Origin of the sequence: Paracoccus sanguinis, assembly GCF_012689545.1 — a bacterium.
GTDB classification, from domain to species: domain Bacteria; phylum Pseudomonadota; class Alphaproteobacteria; order Rhodobacterales; family Rhodobacteraceae; genus Paracoccus; species Paracoccus panacisoli.
In genome coordinates this window covers 3,111,400-3,124,793 of record NZ_CP051542.1, presented here as the reverse complement: position 1 = coordinate 3,124,793, position 13,394 = coordinate 3,111,400, and the positions used below count along the sequence as shown (strand labels likewise).

Here is a 13,394-nt window from a genome sequence, read left to right as displayed (position 1 = left end):
TGCAAGCCTGCCACAGCCCGCGCCCCGCGCGGCGTGGCCCCGCTGTCGGCGGCGGGCGGGCGCGGTTAGCATGCCGCGTCGGCCGCAGGTCGCGGTCACGACAGGCAACAGCCGGGGCACCCAAGCCCCGCATCACAGGAACAGTCCATGTCCAAGAAACTCGTCCTTCTGCTGGCAGCCACCGCAGCCACCAGCGTCCTGGCCGCCTGCCAGCCGCAGCCCACGACCACCACGGTCGTCCAGCCGACCGCCGTCACCCCCGAGCCCGTGTTCCAGGGCAAATACGGCCGCAACTGAGGCCGTCCGGCGCGGGCCATCGGGTCCGCGCCACCCCCACCCCCCGGCGCCGCTGCGCCCCCTCAGCGAGGGCGCGCCATGCTGAAGCACCGTGGCTTTCCGGGCCGGCTGCCGTCGTCGGACCTGCAGTTCGTTATTCGCCGCGCCAACAACAAGGGCGCGACCAAGCTGATCGCGCGCGAACGCTTCCGTGACCGCTCGCCGCTCGACCGGCGTGCCGACACCGCCTTCCTCGCCGCCCTCATCGAACATTTCGGCGACGAGCCGTTCGAGCGCGGCAACCTCGACGCGGGCCGGCTGTCCTGGCTGCTGGGGCGCGAGGTCGTCGCGGTCGGCAAGCTCGACCCGACCAGCTACGAACAGCTCCTCCGCGTCGACCTGAAGAAGGCCGAGGCGAACTTCCCCGAGCTCTTCGCCCCCGACACGCCCCCCGACTTCGGCTGGGACGACGACGATTTCGACGACGAGGACGACGCATGACCGTCGTCCCGCCCCGCGCCCCCGCCTGCCCGCCCCCCGCTCACCCGACCCGCGCGGACGGGGTCATGTGCGGCTTCCCGCTGCTCGCGGTGGCTTCACCGGGTTGTCAGTTTGACGCCGGTTGTGCCCGTGACATAGTGTGCCGGAACATCAAACCGGCCCGCCAACGGGCCCAGCAGACAGGCAGATCATCATGCAGAAGTCTCTCTTCCGCCTTGCGGGCGTCGTCGTCGTGTCGGTGGCTCTCTCGGCCTGCGCCCAGCAGGGCGGCTACGGCTACAACACCGGCCTCGCGCCTGACGTGCAGCGCGCGGCGGGCGGCGCCCTCGCCGGGGCCGTCGTCGCCAAGGCCGTCGACGGCAACGTTGCGACCGGTGCGCTCATCGGCGGTGCCGCCGGTGCGCTGTGCGACGACGCCGGCGTCTGCGTCCAGTAATCGGGACGAAGCCCGCTGCGGCCTCGGCCCTGACCCTCGCGCCCGGTCCCGGTCCTGCCGGGCCGACGCGGGGGTTCACCTGATCCAACCTGCCGGCTCCGTCGCGGATGCGTTCCGCGGACCCGGCCTCGAACAGAAAGACATCTCATGTCCAAGACCCTTCTTCTCGCCGGCATCTCGGCCGCCCTGCTGGCCGGCTGCACCCAGAACATCCAGCCGACCGACATGGACCGCGCCCTCATCGGCGCCGGCACCGGTGCGGTCATCGCCGACATCTCGGGCAAATCCGTCGCCAAGGGCGCCGCGATCGGTGCTGTCGGCGGCGCGCTCTGCGACGACGTGCGGCTCTGCCAATAACACCGGCCTGCGCGCCGGCTGCCTGGGCAGCGGCGCGGCCGACCTGAACTGCGCGGCGGATGCCGTCCGCGCCCTGCCACGCCGTCCCGGTCCGAGCGACCGGGGCGGCGTCTTTCGTTCGTTTTCGCGCCATCGAGGGGCCTAGATGTTCAAGAAGATCCTGATCGCCAACCGCGGGGAAATCGCCTGCCGCGTCATCAAGACCGCGCGCAAGATGGGGATCGCCACCGTCGCCGTCTATTCCGACGCGGACCGCAATGCGCTGCACGTGCGGATGGCGGACGAGGCGGTCCACATCGGCCCCTCGCCGGCCAACCAGTCCTATATCGTGATCGACAAGATCATGGATGCGATCCGCCAGACCGGCGCCGAAGCCGTCCATCCTGGATACGGTTTCCTGAGCGAAAACATGAAGTTCTCCGAGGCTCTTGAGAAAGAGGATGTGGTCTTCATCGGCCCGCCGTCGGGCGCGATCGAGGCGATGGGCGACAAGATCACCTCGAAGAAGATCGCCCAGGAGGCCGGCGTCTCGACCGTGCCGGGCTACATGGGGCTGATCGCCGACGCCGACGAGGCGGTGCGGATCTCGACCGAGATCGGCTATCCGGTGATGATCAAGGCCTCGGCCGGCGGCGGCGGCAAGGGGATGCGGATCGCCTGGAACGACCAGGAGGCGCGCGAAGGCTTCGAGTCCTCGCGCAACGAGGCCGCGAACAGCTTCGGCGACGACCGCATCTTCATCGAGAAGTTCGTCACCCAGCCGCGCCACATCGAGATCCAGGTGCTGGCCGACACGCACGGCAATTGCGTCTACCTGCACGAGCGCGAATGCTCGATCCAGCGCCGCAACCAGAAGGTCATCGAAGAGGCGCCCTCGCCCTTCCTCGACGCCGCGACCCGCAAGGCGATGGGCGAGCAGGCCTGCGCGCTGGCGAAGGCCGTGGGCTATGCCTCGGCCGGCACGGTCGAGTTCATCGTCGACGCGAACAAGAACTTCTACTTCCTTGAAATGAATACTCGTCTGCAGGTCGAGCACCCGGTCACCGAGCTCATCACCGGGGTCGATCTGGTCGAACAGATGATCCGCGTCGCGGCGGGCGAGAAGCTGCCCTTCACCCAGGACGACCTGACCATCACCGGCTGGGCGATCGAGAGCCGGCTCTACGCCGAGGACCCCTATCGCAACTTCCTGCCCTCGATCGGGCGTCTGACCCGCTACCGCCCGCCGGTCGAGACCGCCGCCGGGCCGCTTCAGGCGGCGGACAAGTGGGTGCCGGCCCAGCCCGGCGACGAACCGCCCGCCGCCGCCACCGGGGTCCGCAACGACACCGGCGTCTACGAGGGCGGCGAGATCTCGATGTTCTACGACCCGATGATCGCCAAGCTCTGCACCTGGGCGCCCGACCGCGCGCAGGCCATCGAGGCGATGCGCACCGCGCTCGACGGGTTCGAGGTCGAGGGGATCGGCCACAACCTGCCCTTCCTCAGCGCCGTGATGGACCACCCGCGCTTCGTGTCGGGCGACATCTCGACGGCCTTCATCGCCGAGGAATACCCTGAGGGGTTCCAGGGTGCGACGCTCTCCGAGCCCGAGCTCGAGCGGGTGGCCGCCGCCGCCGCCGCGATGCACCGCGTGGCCGAGATCCGGCGCACCCGGATCACCGGCCGGCTCGACAACCACGAACGCCACGTGGGCGAGAACTGGGTGGTGACGCTCGACGGGCGCGAGTTCCCGGTGCGGGTGACGGCGGACAAGGCGGGCTCGACCGTCCGTGTGAACGGCCGCGACCTGCGGGTGGAAAGCGACTGGCTGCCCGGGCAGTCGCTGGCACGCATCCAGGTCGACGGCGCGCCGCTGGCGCTCAAGGTGGACCGCATCCCGGCCGGGCTGCGGCTCAGGACGCGCGGCGCCAACCTCAAGACCCACGTGCGCCGTCCCCGCACCGCCGAGCTCGCCCGGCTGATGCCCGAGAAGCTGCCGCCCGACACGTCGAAGTTCCTGCTCTGCCCGATGCCGGGGCTGGTGGTGAAGATCAACGTGGCCGAGGGCGACGAGGTGCAGGAGGGTCAGGCGCTGGCCACCGTCGAGGCGATGAAGATGGAGAACATCCTGCGCGCCGAGCGCCGCGGCACGGTGAAATCGGTCAACGCCGCGCCGGGCGAGAGCCTCAAGGTCGATGACGTGATCATGGAGTTCGAATGAGCGCCTGCGCGCCATGGAGCCTGCACTGGCGTCCGACGGCGCCGCGCCCGGCGGCATGAGCCTCGGCGCCACCCTTCTGGCGCCCCAGCCGCTGGCGGCGATGATCGCCGGCGGTTTCCTGGCGCTGGGGTGGGTGTTCACCCATGCGCTGACGCTGAGGCGCGACCGCGCCCAGCGGGCCGAGCGGGTGCGCGACGTGCAGGGCGCGCTCTATGCCGAGATCCGGGTCTATACCGACACGCTCGAATCCCAGCGGCTCGAGGTCTACGGGGCCGAGGTCGAGGCCCAGATCGTGAGCCAGCCGGGGTTCTTTCCGGTGATCCCGACCGAGAACAACGACCGCGTCTTTGCCGCCATCGTGGACGAGATCCACGTGCTGCCCTTCGCCGTGGTCGATCCGGTGGTGCGCTACTACAACCAGCTGTCGGTGATCGGCGCGATGATCGCCGACCTGCGGGCGCTCGACCTTGCGCGCGTGGGCCCTGAGCGGGCGGCGCGGATGTATCGCCACTACATCGAGATGAAGGTCGAGGCGATCGACCTCGGCAGCGCCGCCAAGCTGTTCCTGCACACCCACCTGACCGGCGGCAACGCCGCCGTGGCCGAGCTGGTCGCGGCGCGTGAAAAAGCCCGGCTCGTCGAGACGAAAGCCGGGCTGCAAGCATGGGTCGCGGCGCATGGCGCCACTGAGGCTGTCAGCGACGCGCGTAGCCCGGCATCGGGCCGGTCCGGCCGGTGATGGGCGGGGGATTGTAGGATGTGGTGTCCATCGCGAGCCTCCCTTGGTGGTCCTGCCGCAGATATAACCTGCCGGGGCGCGATTTTCAATCCGCCTCGGGCGCGGCGCGGCTGCGGCTGCGCCTACGGCATCACGCCCATGCGCCCGATCTCTTGCCGGCGCAGCGGGAACTTGTCGATGGCGCGGACGATCTCGCGCACGTCCCAGGGGCTGGGCTTGCGCTGCTTCACCTGCCCGTCCTTGTCGATCACCAACAGCGAGAAGCCGTTGGGCTTCAGCCGCTGGCGCCAGACGGTCGCATCGGCGGGGTCGCTGTCGGCGACCACCACCACGTCGCGGTCGACCAGCGGCCCGGCCTGCGTTTCCAGCGCCACCATCTGCGCGGTAAAGGCCGGGTCGGCGGGGGTGTCGGCGAAGACCACCACCACCCGGCGGCGGAACAGCAGCTCTTCGGGCGTGATGTCGCGGGCGAGCAGGTATTCCAGCTCGACCGTCCGGTCGGGCAGCGGCACCCGCCGCGGCTCGGCCGTCCCGAGCGGCGCGTCGTGCGCCGGGCGCGCGGGCGGCGCCCGCTCGACCTGCACCGGCGCGGGCGGGGGCGTGGGGGCGCCCATGGCCCAGGCGCCCGCGCCGCACACCGCCACCCCACAGGCCAGCAGCGCCGGACCGGCCGCTGCGACACTCCGCGCGACCCTGCCGCGCCCCAGAAAATCCCGTATCATACCCCGGAATATAGCGACCGCGTTCGCAACGGAAAGGACCGAGCCATGACCCAAGCCAATCTCGACCAGTGGCGCGCGCTGGCCAGCAAGGAACTGAAGGGCGCCGATCCCGACAGCCTCAACTGGGAGACGCTGGAGGGCATCACCGTCAAGCCGCTCTACACCGAGGCCGACACCGCGGACCTGCCGCACATGGGCAGCCTGCCGGGGATGGAGCCGTTCACCCGCGGCCCGCGAGCGACGATGTATGCCGGCCGGCCGTGGACGATCCGGCAGTATGCGGGCTTTTCCACCGCCGAGGAATCGAACGCCTTCTATCGCCGCAACCTCGCGGCCGGGCAGCAGGGCGTCTCGGTCGCCTTCGACCTCGCCACCCACCGCGGCTATGACAGCGACCACCCGCGGGTCGAGGGCGACGTGGGCAAGGCCGGCGTCGCCATCGACTCGGTCGAGGACATGAAGATCCTGTTCGACGGCATCCCGCTCGACAAGGTGTCGGTCTCGATGACCATGAACGGCGCGGTGATCCCGATCCTCGCCAACTTCATCGTCGCGGGCGAGGAACAGGGTCACAGCCGCGCGGTGCTCTCGGGGACCATCCAGAACGACATCCTCAAGGAGTTCATGGTCCGCAACACCTACATCTACCCGCCCGAGCCCTCGATGCGGATCATCGCCGACATCATCGGCTATACCGCGGCCGAGATGCCCAAGTTCAACTCGATCTCGATCTCGGGCTACCACATGCAGGAGGCCGGGGCGAACCTCGTGCAGGAGCTCGCCTACACCCTGGCCGACGGGCGCGAATACGTCCGCGCCGCGATTGCCGCGGGCATGGACGTGGACGCCTTTGCCGGCCGGCTGTCGTTCTTCTTCGCCATCGGCATGAACTTCTTCATGGAGATCGCCAAGCTGCGCGCCGCGCGCCTGCTGTGGCACCGCATCATGACCGAGTTCGGCGCGAAGAAGCAGTCGAGCCTGATGCTGCGCACCCACTGCCAGACCTCGGGCGTCAGCCTGACCGAGCTCGACCCCTACAACAACGTGATCCGCACGGCGTACGAGGCGATGAGCGCGGCGCTCGGCGGCACCCAGTCGCTGCACACCAACGCGCTGGACGAGGCGATCGCGCTGCCCACCGACTTCTCGGCCCGGATTGCGCGCAACACCCAGCTGATCCTGCAGGAAGAGACCGGGATCACCCATGTCGTCGATCCGTTGGCCGGGTCCTACTACATCGAATCGCTGACCGCGGAGCTCGCCGACAAGGCCTGGGCGATCATCGAGGAGGTCGAAGCGATGGGCGGCATGACCAAGGCCGTCGCCACCGGCCAGCCCAAGCTGCGGATCGAGGAGACCGCCGCCCGCCGCCAGGCGATGATCGACCGCGGCGACGAGGTGATCGTTGGGGTCAACAAGTACCGCAAGGACAAGGAAGACCCGATCGACATCCTCGACATCGACAACATGAAGGTGCGGGCGTCGCAGATCGCCCGGCTCGAGACCATCCGCGCTACCCGCGACCAGGCCGCCTGCGACGCGGCGCTGGCCGAGGTCGAGCGGCGCGCCCGCGAGGGCGGCAACCTGCTGGAAGCGGCGGTCGAGGCGGCCCGCGCGCGGGCCAGCGTGGGTGAGATCAGCATGGCGATGGAACAGGTCTTCGGTCGCCACCGGGCGGAGGTGAAGACATTGGCAGGGGTCTATGGCGCGGCCTACGAGGGCGACGAGGGCTTTGCCCGCATCCAGAAGGACGTCGAGGCCTTCGCCGAGGCCGAGGGCCGTCGGCCGCGGATGATGGTGGTCAAGATGGGTCAGGACGGCCACGACCGCGGCGCCAAGGTCATCGCCACGGCCTTTGCCGACATCGGCTTCGACGTCGACGTGGGGCCGCTGTTCCAGACGCCCGAGGAAGCCGCGCAGGACGCCATCGACAACGACGTCCACATCGTCGGCATCTCGTCGCAGGCGGCCGGCCACAAGACGCTGGCGCCCAAGCTGATCGCGGCGCTGAAGGCGCAGGGCGCCGAGGACATCATCGTGATCTGCGGCGGCGTGATCCCGCAGCAGGACTACGCCTTCCTGCGCGACGCCGGCGTGGCCGCGATCTTCGGGCCCGGCACCAACATCCCGGCGGCGGCGCGCGAGATCATGGAGATCGTGAGGGCCAAACGGGCAGCGTGATGCTGACGGCGCACCTTCCCTCGGGCTATGTTCTCGGCCGCGCTGCAGGGTGGCGCGGTTCGTTGCTGGCCGCGGCGGTGGTCGGTGCGGTCACGCCCGACCTCGACATGATCCGATTTCACCTGCTGGATCACGGACAGGTTCATCATCACCGCTACTGGTCCCACATCCCGGCGGTCTGGCTTGCGATCGGCGTGGCATCCCTTGCGTTACCGCCGGCGTTTCGCCGCCTCGCGGCCGCGTTCCTGGCAGGCGTGGCCCTGCATCTGATCCTGGACAGCATCGGCGGAGACATCCTTTGGGGATGGCCGGTAACGGACCGCTTCTTCAGCCTTGTCACGGTGCCGGCCCGCCACGGCCACTGGATTGCCAATTATCTGCTGCACTGGACCTTCATGTTCGAGCTTCTGATCTGGGGCGCGGCGCTGTTCCTGTTCGTCCGGGATCGCACCGCCCCGAAAACCAGCGCCTCCTGATTGAACGAACCACGATCGGAATCCGGTGTTGGAGGTGCATCCGTCCGACAGATGAGCAGCGTTCCTGATGTCCCGGGTGCGGGCCGCCACGCCGTCACCACCTTGCCCCTTCCCCCCACCCCATGCCACCACTCCGCCCATGACCGCGGACGTCAAACAAATCATCTGCATCAAGTGGGGCACCAAGTTTGGCCCCGAATACCCCAACCGCCTGCGGGCGATGATCGCGCGCAACATCACGCCGCCGTTCCGGCTGGTCTGCTTCACCGATGACGGCGCCGGGCTGCATCCCGACATCGCGGTGCGGCCCCTGCCCGATTTCGACTATGAGGCGCCGACCAACACCATCGGCAAATGGCCGAAGTCCCGGCTCTGGGGGGACCTGGGCGACATCACCGGGACGGTGCTGTTTCTCGACCTCGATGTGGTGATCGTGGGCTCGCTTGACGATTTCTTCCGCTTCGGCGATCCGGGCGACACCGTGCTGGCGACCAACCCCACGCGGATCAAGCCGTTCGAGACGCTGGGCCAGACCTCGGTCTACCGGATGCGGGTCGGCACCCTCGCCCCGTTGCAGCGGATCTTCGCCGCCGACCCGCAGGGAATCGCGGACGAGTACCGGTTCGAGCAGCGCTTCGTCACCCGCCGCGCGCCGGGCGGGGTGCGGTTCTGGCCCAAGGGCTGGGTCGTGCATTTCCGCAGCGACTGCGTGCCGGGGATGCCGGCGCGCTACTGGCGCGAACCGCGCATTCCCGCGGGCGCGCGGATCGTGATCTTCGCCGGCAGCCTCAACCCCCCCGACGCCATCGCCGGACGGTGGAGCGAGGAGGACACCCCCCGCGACCCCGCCGACCACCTGCGCGCCGCCTTCGACGGGCGCCGGCGCGAGGGGCTGTCGCGGCACCTGCGCCACTACATCAGGCCAACCGGATGGGTCGAGCGGCTGTGGCGCGAATAGACGGCGATCCCTCTGTCTGGCACCCGCTGCCCCCCGACCTCGCGGCCGAACTGGGCTGGACGGTGGCGAGCTTCGGGCATCTCGAGGACATGCTGAAACGCGCCATCTTCGCGCTCGACCGCGACCGGCTGGCGGGCGGCATCCGCGAGCGCGACTTCCGCGACTGGCTGCGGCGGATGGATCACGTCGCCGCCGATTCGCTCGGCACGCTGATCGAGCGGCTGGAGCGGGTGCTGGGCCGCGGCCCCCACCCCGCGCCGCAGCGCGACCTGATCGCGCAGATGGAGGAGATCAAGGACTGGCGCAACCTGCTCTGCCACGCCGTCTGGCGCCCGGCCGCGGGCGGCTGGCAGCCGGTCTTCGCCAACACGAGGGGCGAGCTTTACGAGGGCACGATCGACACCGCCGACCTCGCCGCGATCCGCGCCATGACGCTCGACGCCGCGCGGCGGGCGGGGCGGCTGATCGAGGGGCTGGACGAGGGCAGCGGGGCGTCGGACTGATGGGGAGGGCCGGGTGATGGGGGGACTGCGCGCGCTCGACCTGCCGCCGGTGTGGCTGGCGCTCTTCGCGCTCGCGGCCTGGGGGCTGGGGCGGCTCGCCCCTTACACCGCGCTCGCCCCGATTGGCTGGGGGCTGGTCGCGCTGGGGGCGGCGCTGATGATCGCCGCCGCCTGGACGATGACCCGGCGCGGGGCGACGCTGCACCCGGGCCGCCCGCCCACGGCGCTCGTCACCCACGGGGTCTATGCCCGCTCGCGCAACCCGATCTATCTCGCCGACGCGATCATCCTCGCCGGGCTCTGCCTCATCAGGCAGCCGCTCGGCGCGCTGGTGCTGGTGCCGGCGTTCGCGGCCGTCATCACGCGCCGCTTCATCCGCCGCGAAGAGGCGTGGCTGGCCGCCCGCGACCCGGACGCCTTCGCCGCCTGGGCGGCACGCACCCGCCGCTGGCTCTGAGCCGCCACGCCTCCGGGCGGGCCGCCTCCCCTGCCCCCGATCCGCGACACGCGGCCCGATTGCCTTCCCCCCCGCGGCCGGGCTAACACCGCCCCGACCCGAAAGCAGAGGCACGCCATGTCCGACACCTCCCCCCCGGCCCCGCTGCGGCTTGGCATCGCCGGGCTCGGCACCGTCGGCATCGGCGTCGTCAAGATCATCCAGGCCCACACGGACCTGCTGTCGGCCCGCGCCGGGCGGCCGGTGGTCATCACCGCCATCTCGGCACGCGACCGGCAGAAGAACCGCGACGCGGACCTGTCGGCCTATGCCTGGGTCGACCAGGCGACCGAGCTGGCCACCCGCGACGACGTGGACGTGGTGGTGGAACTGGTCGGCGGCGAGAACGGCATCGCCAAGGAGACGATCGAGCTGGCGCTCGACAATGGCAAGGACGTGGTGACGGCCAACAAGGCGCTGCTTGCCGTCCACGGCCAGGCGCTGGCCGAGCGGGCCGAGGCGAACGGCCGGCTGATCCGCTTCGAGGCCGCGGTCGCGGGCGGCATCCCGGTGATCAAGACCATCACCGAAAGCCTCGCCGGGAACCGCATCCGCCGGGTGATGGGGGTGATGAACGGCACCTGCAACTATATCCTGACCCGGATGCAGTCCGCCGGCCTGCCCTATGAGACGGTGTTCGAGGAGGCCCGCAGCCTCGGCTATCTCGAGGCCGATCCGACGCTCGACGTGGGCGGCATCGACGCGAGCCACAAGCTCGCCATCCTCGCCACGCTGGCCTTCGGCACCCGCGTCGCCTTTGACGGGGTCGAGATCGAGGGGATCGAGCGGGTCTCGATCGACGACATCAACCGCGCCGCCGACATGGGCTATCGCATCAAGCTGCTGGGCGTCGCGCAGATGACCGGGCGCGGCCTCGAGCAGCGGATGTCGCCCTGCCTCGTCCCCTGCGACAGCCCGCTGGGCCAGCTTGAGGGCGGCACCAACATGGTGGTGATCGAGGGCGACGCCGTGGGCCAGATCGTCCTGCGCGGCGCCGGCGCCGGCGAAGGCCCGACCGCGAGCGCGGTGATGTCCGACATCATCGAGATCGCCCGCGGCGTGCGGATGCCGGTCTTCGGCCAGCCCGCCACCACGCTCGGCTCGCCGCAGCCCGCGCGCACCGCGGTCCCGGCGGCCTATTACCTGCGCCTGACGCTGGCCGACAAGCCGGGGGCGCTGGCCAAGGTGGCGAGCGTGCTGGGGGATGCGGGCATCTCGATCGACCGGATGCGCCAGTATGGCCACCACGCGGGCGAGGCGCCGGTGCTGATCGTGACCCACAAGACCACGCCCGAGGCCATCGACCACGCCATGCAGGTGCTGCCGAAAACCGGCGTCATCACCGGCGATCCGGTCGAGCTGCGCATCGAAGAGGTCTGAGCGGGCCTCAGCGCCCCTCGACCGCCGGCAGCAGGTGGCGCAACCCCTGCGTCACGTCGGTGCGGACCGCGAGCCGCAGCCCCGGCTCGTCCCCGGCCCTGAGCGCGGCAAGGATGATGCGGTGGTGCCGCGGCGCCTCGTTGCGGCGCATCTTCTGATAGACCGCCCGCATGGTCGGGCCGAGTTGCAGCCAGATCGTCTCGAGCATCGCCAGCATCGCCGGGGCCTGCGCGCGCAGGTAGAGCGTGCGGTGGAAGTCGAGGTTGGCGCGGATGTAGCCCACCGCGTCGTGCCCCTGCGCCGCCTCGCCGATGGCCGCGTTGATCGCCGCCAGCCGGTCGATCAGGGCGAAATGCGCCCGCGGCAGGGCGCGGGCGGCGAGTTCCGGCTCGATCAGCGCGCGCAGCGCCGCCAGTTCCTCGATCCGCTCGACCGACAGCTCGGGCGTCGCGACCCGCCCCGAGGCCGAGAGCGACAGCGCCCCTTCGGCGACCAGCCGCCGCACCGCCTCGCGCGCGGGGGTCATGCTGACCCGGCTTTCGGCGGCGATCCCGCGCAGCGTCAGCGACTTGCCGGGCGGCAACTCGCCCAGCATGATCCGGGTCCTGAGCGCGCGATACAGGCGCTCATGCGCGGCGGGCAGGCTGGGCGTGGGGGGGGCTGAGGCCATGATCGTCGGTTGTGATCACAGCCGCGGCGCCTGTCAATCGCCCGCCGCGGGGCCGGCACGAAACTGCCAGCGATGCAGCCCCGCGCCATTCTGCCGCAGCCAGCGGCGGTGGGTCTCATAGTCCGGGCAGAGGCTCCGCACCGCCGCCCAGAACCGCGGCGAGTGGTCCATGTGGGCGAGATGCGCGACCTCATGCGCGGCGATGTAGTCGAGCACCTCGGGCGGCGCCATCGCCAGACGCCAGCTGTACATCAGCCGCCCGTCGGCCGTGCAGCTGCCCCAGCGCGAGCGCGTGTCGCGCAGGACGATCGCGCGGAAGCCCCGCCCCAGCGCCGCCGCATGGCGGTCGCTCGCGGCGGCGAGCCGGGCCTGCGCCAGCGCCCTGAGGAACCCCGCCGCCGCCGGCCCCGCCGGCCGCGCCGCGGGCAGCAGCAGCGCCCCGCCCTCGGCGACGGGGCGCCGCACCGCGGCGGGGGTCAGGAGCAGCGCCCGCCCTTCGACCGGGAGCGCTGCGCCGAACGCGGCCACCGTCGGCGGCACGACCGTCGCCAGCGCCCCGCGCAGCCAGTCGCGGCGGCTGGTGAGGAAGGCCAGCGCCTCGGCCTCGCGCACGCCCGGCGGCAGGGTCAGCGTCACCGACCCGTCGCGCCGCGCGACCCTGAGCGTCATCCGCCGCGCCCGCGCCGTGCGGCGCAGCGTGACCTCGGTCCCTTCGAGCGCGATGATCCCGGCCACGCCGCCTCTCCCCCGCCCCCGAAAGCCTTTGACACCCCCTGTGGGCTGTGGCAGGGGAGGCCGGATTTACCTGACCTTTGGCGAAAAGAGAACACCATGCCCAAAGAGGAATGGGGCACCAAACGCCTGTGCCCCGTCTGCGCCGCGCGATTCTATGACCTTGGCAACGACCCCATGACCTGCCCGGCCTGCGGCAACAGTTTCTCGGTCGAGAGCCTGGCGACCGCGCGCACCCGCTCGATGATCGCCGAGAAGGCGGCGAGCCGCGACGCCGGCGACGATGACGTGATCGACGACGATCTGGACGACGCGAGCGACGCGGGCGATCTGGACGACGATCTGCTGGACGACGACGACGATGACGGCGACGTGTCGCTGGACGACATCGCCGACGTGGCCGAGCCCGAAGAGGACTGAGCCCGGGCCGCCGCATCGGCGCCCGATCCGGCCGTGAGGAAAGCCCCCTGTGCGGGGGCTTTTTTCGTTTCGGGCCAGCCGTTTGGCGGCGGGTTCGAGAAACTTGCCGGCGCCGTTCTTTTTCCGCTTGCAGCGCTCCGCGCCTGCCCCTATACGACCCCCCACGCGGGCGGCAGGTGCTGCTGCCCGGACCTCCGGTGGGGCCATAGCTCAGTTGGTAGAGCGCTTGAATGGCATTCAAGAGGTCAGGGGTTCGACTCCCCTTGGCTCCACCAATTCTCCCTGATCCGTTGGGTTCTAGAGCGGCCGTAACCGTCGAAGCGGCGCGTCAGGCCCTTCCCGCG

16 protein-coding genes and 1 tRNA gene are annotated in these 13,394 nt (G+C 70.5%); 14 read left to right on the top strand and 3 right to left on the bottom strand.

Going from position 1 to position 13,394, the window contains the following annotated elements:
• Positions 1-147: 147 nt before the first annotated feature.
• From HGN31_RS14970 to HGN31_RS14945, 6 genes are all read left to right on the top strand, one after another.
• Entirely contained in the window at positions 148-297 is a 150-nt protein-coding gene (locus HGN31_RS14970; RefSeq protein WP_168783715.1) for a hypothetical protein, read from the top strand.
• A gap of 78 nt (positions 298-375) precedes the next feature.
• Positions 376-777: a hypothetical protein gene (locus HGN31_RS14965; protein WP_168783714.1), complete on the top strand. Its 402-nt coding sequence runs from the start codon at positions 376-378 to the stop codon at positions 775-777.
• Between the two features lie 193 nt (positions 778-970).
• Entirely contained in the window at positions 971-1,213 is a 243-nt protein-coding gene (locus HGN31_RS14960) for a hypothetical protein (protein WP_036704462.1), read from the top strand.
• Positions 1,214-1,360: 147 nt separating this feature from the next.
• Entirely contained in the window at positions 1,361-1,570 is a 210-nt protein-coding gene (locus HGN31_RS14955) for a YMGG-like glycine zipper-containing protein (RefSeq protein ID WP_036704463.1), read from the top strand.
• Between the two features lie 145 nt (positions 1,571-1,715).
• Entirely contained in the window at positions 1,716-3,773 is a 2,058-nt protein-coding gene (locus HGN31_RS14950; protein WP_168783713.1) for an acetyl-CoA carboxylase biotin carboxylase subunit, read from the top strand.
• Positions 3,774-3,786: 13 nt separating this feature from the next.
• Complete coding sequence (locus HGN31_RS14945) at positions 3,787-4,512, top strand: hypothetical protein (protein ID WP_036735709.1); 726 nt, start codon at positions 3,787-3,789, stop codon at positions 4,510-4,512.
• Between the two features lie 122 nt (positions 4,513-4,634).
• On the opposite strand, the gene HGN31_RS14940 is transcribed toward HGN31_RS14945, so the two are convergent.
• Positions 4,635-5,126: a DUF4174 domain-containing protein gene (locus HGN31_RS14940; protein ID WP_168783712.1), complete on the bottom strand. Its 492-nt coding sequence runs from the start codon at positions 5,124-5,126 to the stop codon at positions 4,635-4,637.
• A gap of 153 nt (positions 5,127-5,279) precedes the next feature.
• Here HGN31_RS14940 and scpA point away from each other — a divergent pair, with 153 nt between their 5' ends.
• From scpA to HGN31_RS14910, 6 genes are all read left to right on the top strand, one after another.
• The gene (gene scpA / locus HGN31_RS14935) at positions 5,280-7,415 is read left to right on the top strand and encodes a methylmalonyl-CoA mutase (protein ID WP_168783711.1); all 2,136 of its coding nucleotides are present in this window, start codon (positions 5,280-5,282) and stop codon (positions 7,413-7,415) included.
• Entirely contained in the window at positions 7,415-7,891 is a 477-nt protein-coding gene (locus HGN31_RS14930; protein ID WP_168783710.1) for a metal-dependent hydrolase, read from the top strand. Before scpA ends, HGN31_RS14930 begins: the two co-directional genes overlap by 1 nt.
• Positions 7,892-8,030: 139 nt before the next feature.
• The gene (locus HGN31_RS14925; RefSeq protein ID WP_168783709.1) at positions 8,031-8,849 is read left to right on the top strand and encodes a glycosyl transferase; all 819 of its coding nucleotides are present in this window, start codon (positions 8,031-8,033) and stop codon (positions 8,847-8,849) included.
• A complete protein-coding gene (locus HGN31_RS14920) occupies positions 8,837-9,352 on the top strand; it encodes a hypothetical protein (protein ID WP_052172009.1) in 516 nt (171 codons plus the stop codon). The genes HGN31_RS14925 and HGN31_RS14920 overlap by 13 nt, the downstream gene beginning before the upstream one ends.
• Before the next feature lie 16 nt (positions 9,353-9,368).
• Positions 9,369-9,809 carry a methyltransferase family protein gene (locus HGN31_RS14915; RefSeq protein WP_244961053.1) on the top strand — a complete coding sequence of 147 codons (441 nt, stop codon included), beginning with the start codon at positions 9,369-9,371 and terminating at the stop codon, positions 9,807-9,809.
• A gap of 117 nt (positions 9,810-9,926) precedes the next feature.
• Positions 9,927-11,228 (top strand): homoserine dehydrogenase, encoded by a 1,302-nt coding sequence (locus HGN31_RS14910; protein ID WP_036703498.1) that lies wholly within the window; start codon positions 9,927-9,929, stop codon positions 11,226-11,228.
• A 7-nt stretch (positions 11,229-11,235) separates the two neighbouring features.
• On the opposite strand, the gene HGN31_RS14905 is transcribed toward HGN31_RS14910, so the two are convergent.
• On the bottom strand, positions 11,236-11,898 hold the full coding sequence (locus HGN31_RS14905; protein ID WP_168783708.1) for a GntR family transcriptional regulator: 663 nt from the start codon (positions 11,896-11,898) through the stop codon (positions 11,236-11,238).
• A gap of 33 nt (positions 11,899-11,931) precedes the next feature.
• The gene (locus tag HGN31_RS14900) at positions 11,932-12,633 is read right to left on the bottom strand and encodes a M48 family metallopeptidase (protein WP_244961052.1); all 702 of its coding nucleotides are present in this window, start codon (positions 12,631-12,633) and stop codon (positions 11,932-11,934) included.
• 96 nt (positions 12,634-12,729) lie between these two features.
• Between HGN31_RS14900 and HGN31_RS14895 the strand changes: the two genes are divergently transcribed.
• Positions 12,730-13,050 carry a TIGR02300 family protein gene (locus tag HGN31_RS14895; protein ID WP_036703496.1) on the top strand — a complete coding sequence of 107 codons (321 nt, stop codon included), beginning with the start codon at positions 12,730-12,732 and terminating at the stop codon, positions 13,048-13,050.
• A gap of 199 nt (positions 13,051-13,249) precedes the next feature.
• Positions 13,250-13,325: transfer RNA gene (locus HGN31_RS14890), tRNA-Ala, on the top strand.
• The last annotated feature ends 69 nt before the right edge of the window (positions 13,326-13,394 follow it).

Bases quoted from the DNA above. Each gene is read 5' to 3' on its own strand.
- HGN31_RS14965 (WP_168783714.1), top strand. From the start codon at position 376: ATGCTGAAGCACCGTGGCTTTCCGGGCCGGCTGCCGTCGTCGGACCTG.
- HGN31_RS14930 (WP_168783710.1), top strand. From the start codon at position 7,415: ATGCTGACGGCGCACCTTCCCTCGGGCTATGTTCTCGGCCGCGCTGCA.
- HGN31_RS14945 (WP_036735709.1), top strand. From the start codon at position 3,787: ATGGAGCCTGCACTGGCGTCCGACGGCGCCGCGCCCGGCGGCATGAGC.
- HGN31_RS14925 (WP_168783709.1), top strand. From the start codon at position 8,031: ATGACCGCGGACGTCAAACAAATCATCTGCATCAAGTGGGGCACCAAG.
- HGN31_RS14950 (WP_168783713.1), top strand. From the start codon at position 1,716: ATGTTCAAGAAGATCCTGATCGCCAACCGCGGGGAAATCGCCTGCCGC.
- scpA (WP_168783711.1), top strand. From the start codon at position 5,280: ATGACCCAAGCCAATCTCGACCAGTGGCGCGCGCTGGCCAGCAAGGAA.
- HGN31_RS14970 (WP_168783715.1), top strand. From the start codon at position 148: ATGTCCAAGAAACTCGTCCTTCTGCTGGCAGCCACCGCAGCCACCAGC.
- HGN31_RS14915 (WP_244961053.1), top strand. From the start codon at position 9,369: ATGGGGGGACTGCGCGCGCTCGACCTGCCGCCGGTGTGGCTGGCGCTC.
- HGN31_RS14955 (WP_036704463.1), top strand. From the start codon at position 1,361: ATGTCCAAGACCCTTCTTCTCGCCGGCATCTCGGCCGCCCTGCTGGCC.
- HGN31_RS14905 (WP_168783708.1), bottom strand. From the start codon at position 11,898: ATGGCCTCAGCCCCCCCCACGCCCAGCCTGCCCGCCGCGCATGAGCGC.
- HGN31_RS14910 (WP_036703498.1), top strand. From the start codon at position 9,927: ATGTCCGACACCTCCCCCCCGGCCCCGCTGCGGCTTGGCATCGCCGGG.
- HGN31_RS14960 (WP_036704462.1), top strand. From the start codon at position 971: ATGCAGAAGTCTCTCTTCCGCCTTGCGGGCGTCGTCGTCGTGTCGGTG.
- HGN31_RS14940 (WP_168783712.1), bottom strand. From the start codon at position 5,126: ATGGGCGCCCCCACGCCCCCGCCCGCGCCGGTGCAGGTCGAGCGGGCG.
- HGN31_RS14895 (WP_036703496.1), top strand. From the start codon at position 12,730: ATGCCCAAAGAGGAATGGGGCACCAAACGCCTGTGCCCCGTCTGCGCC.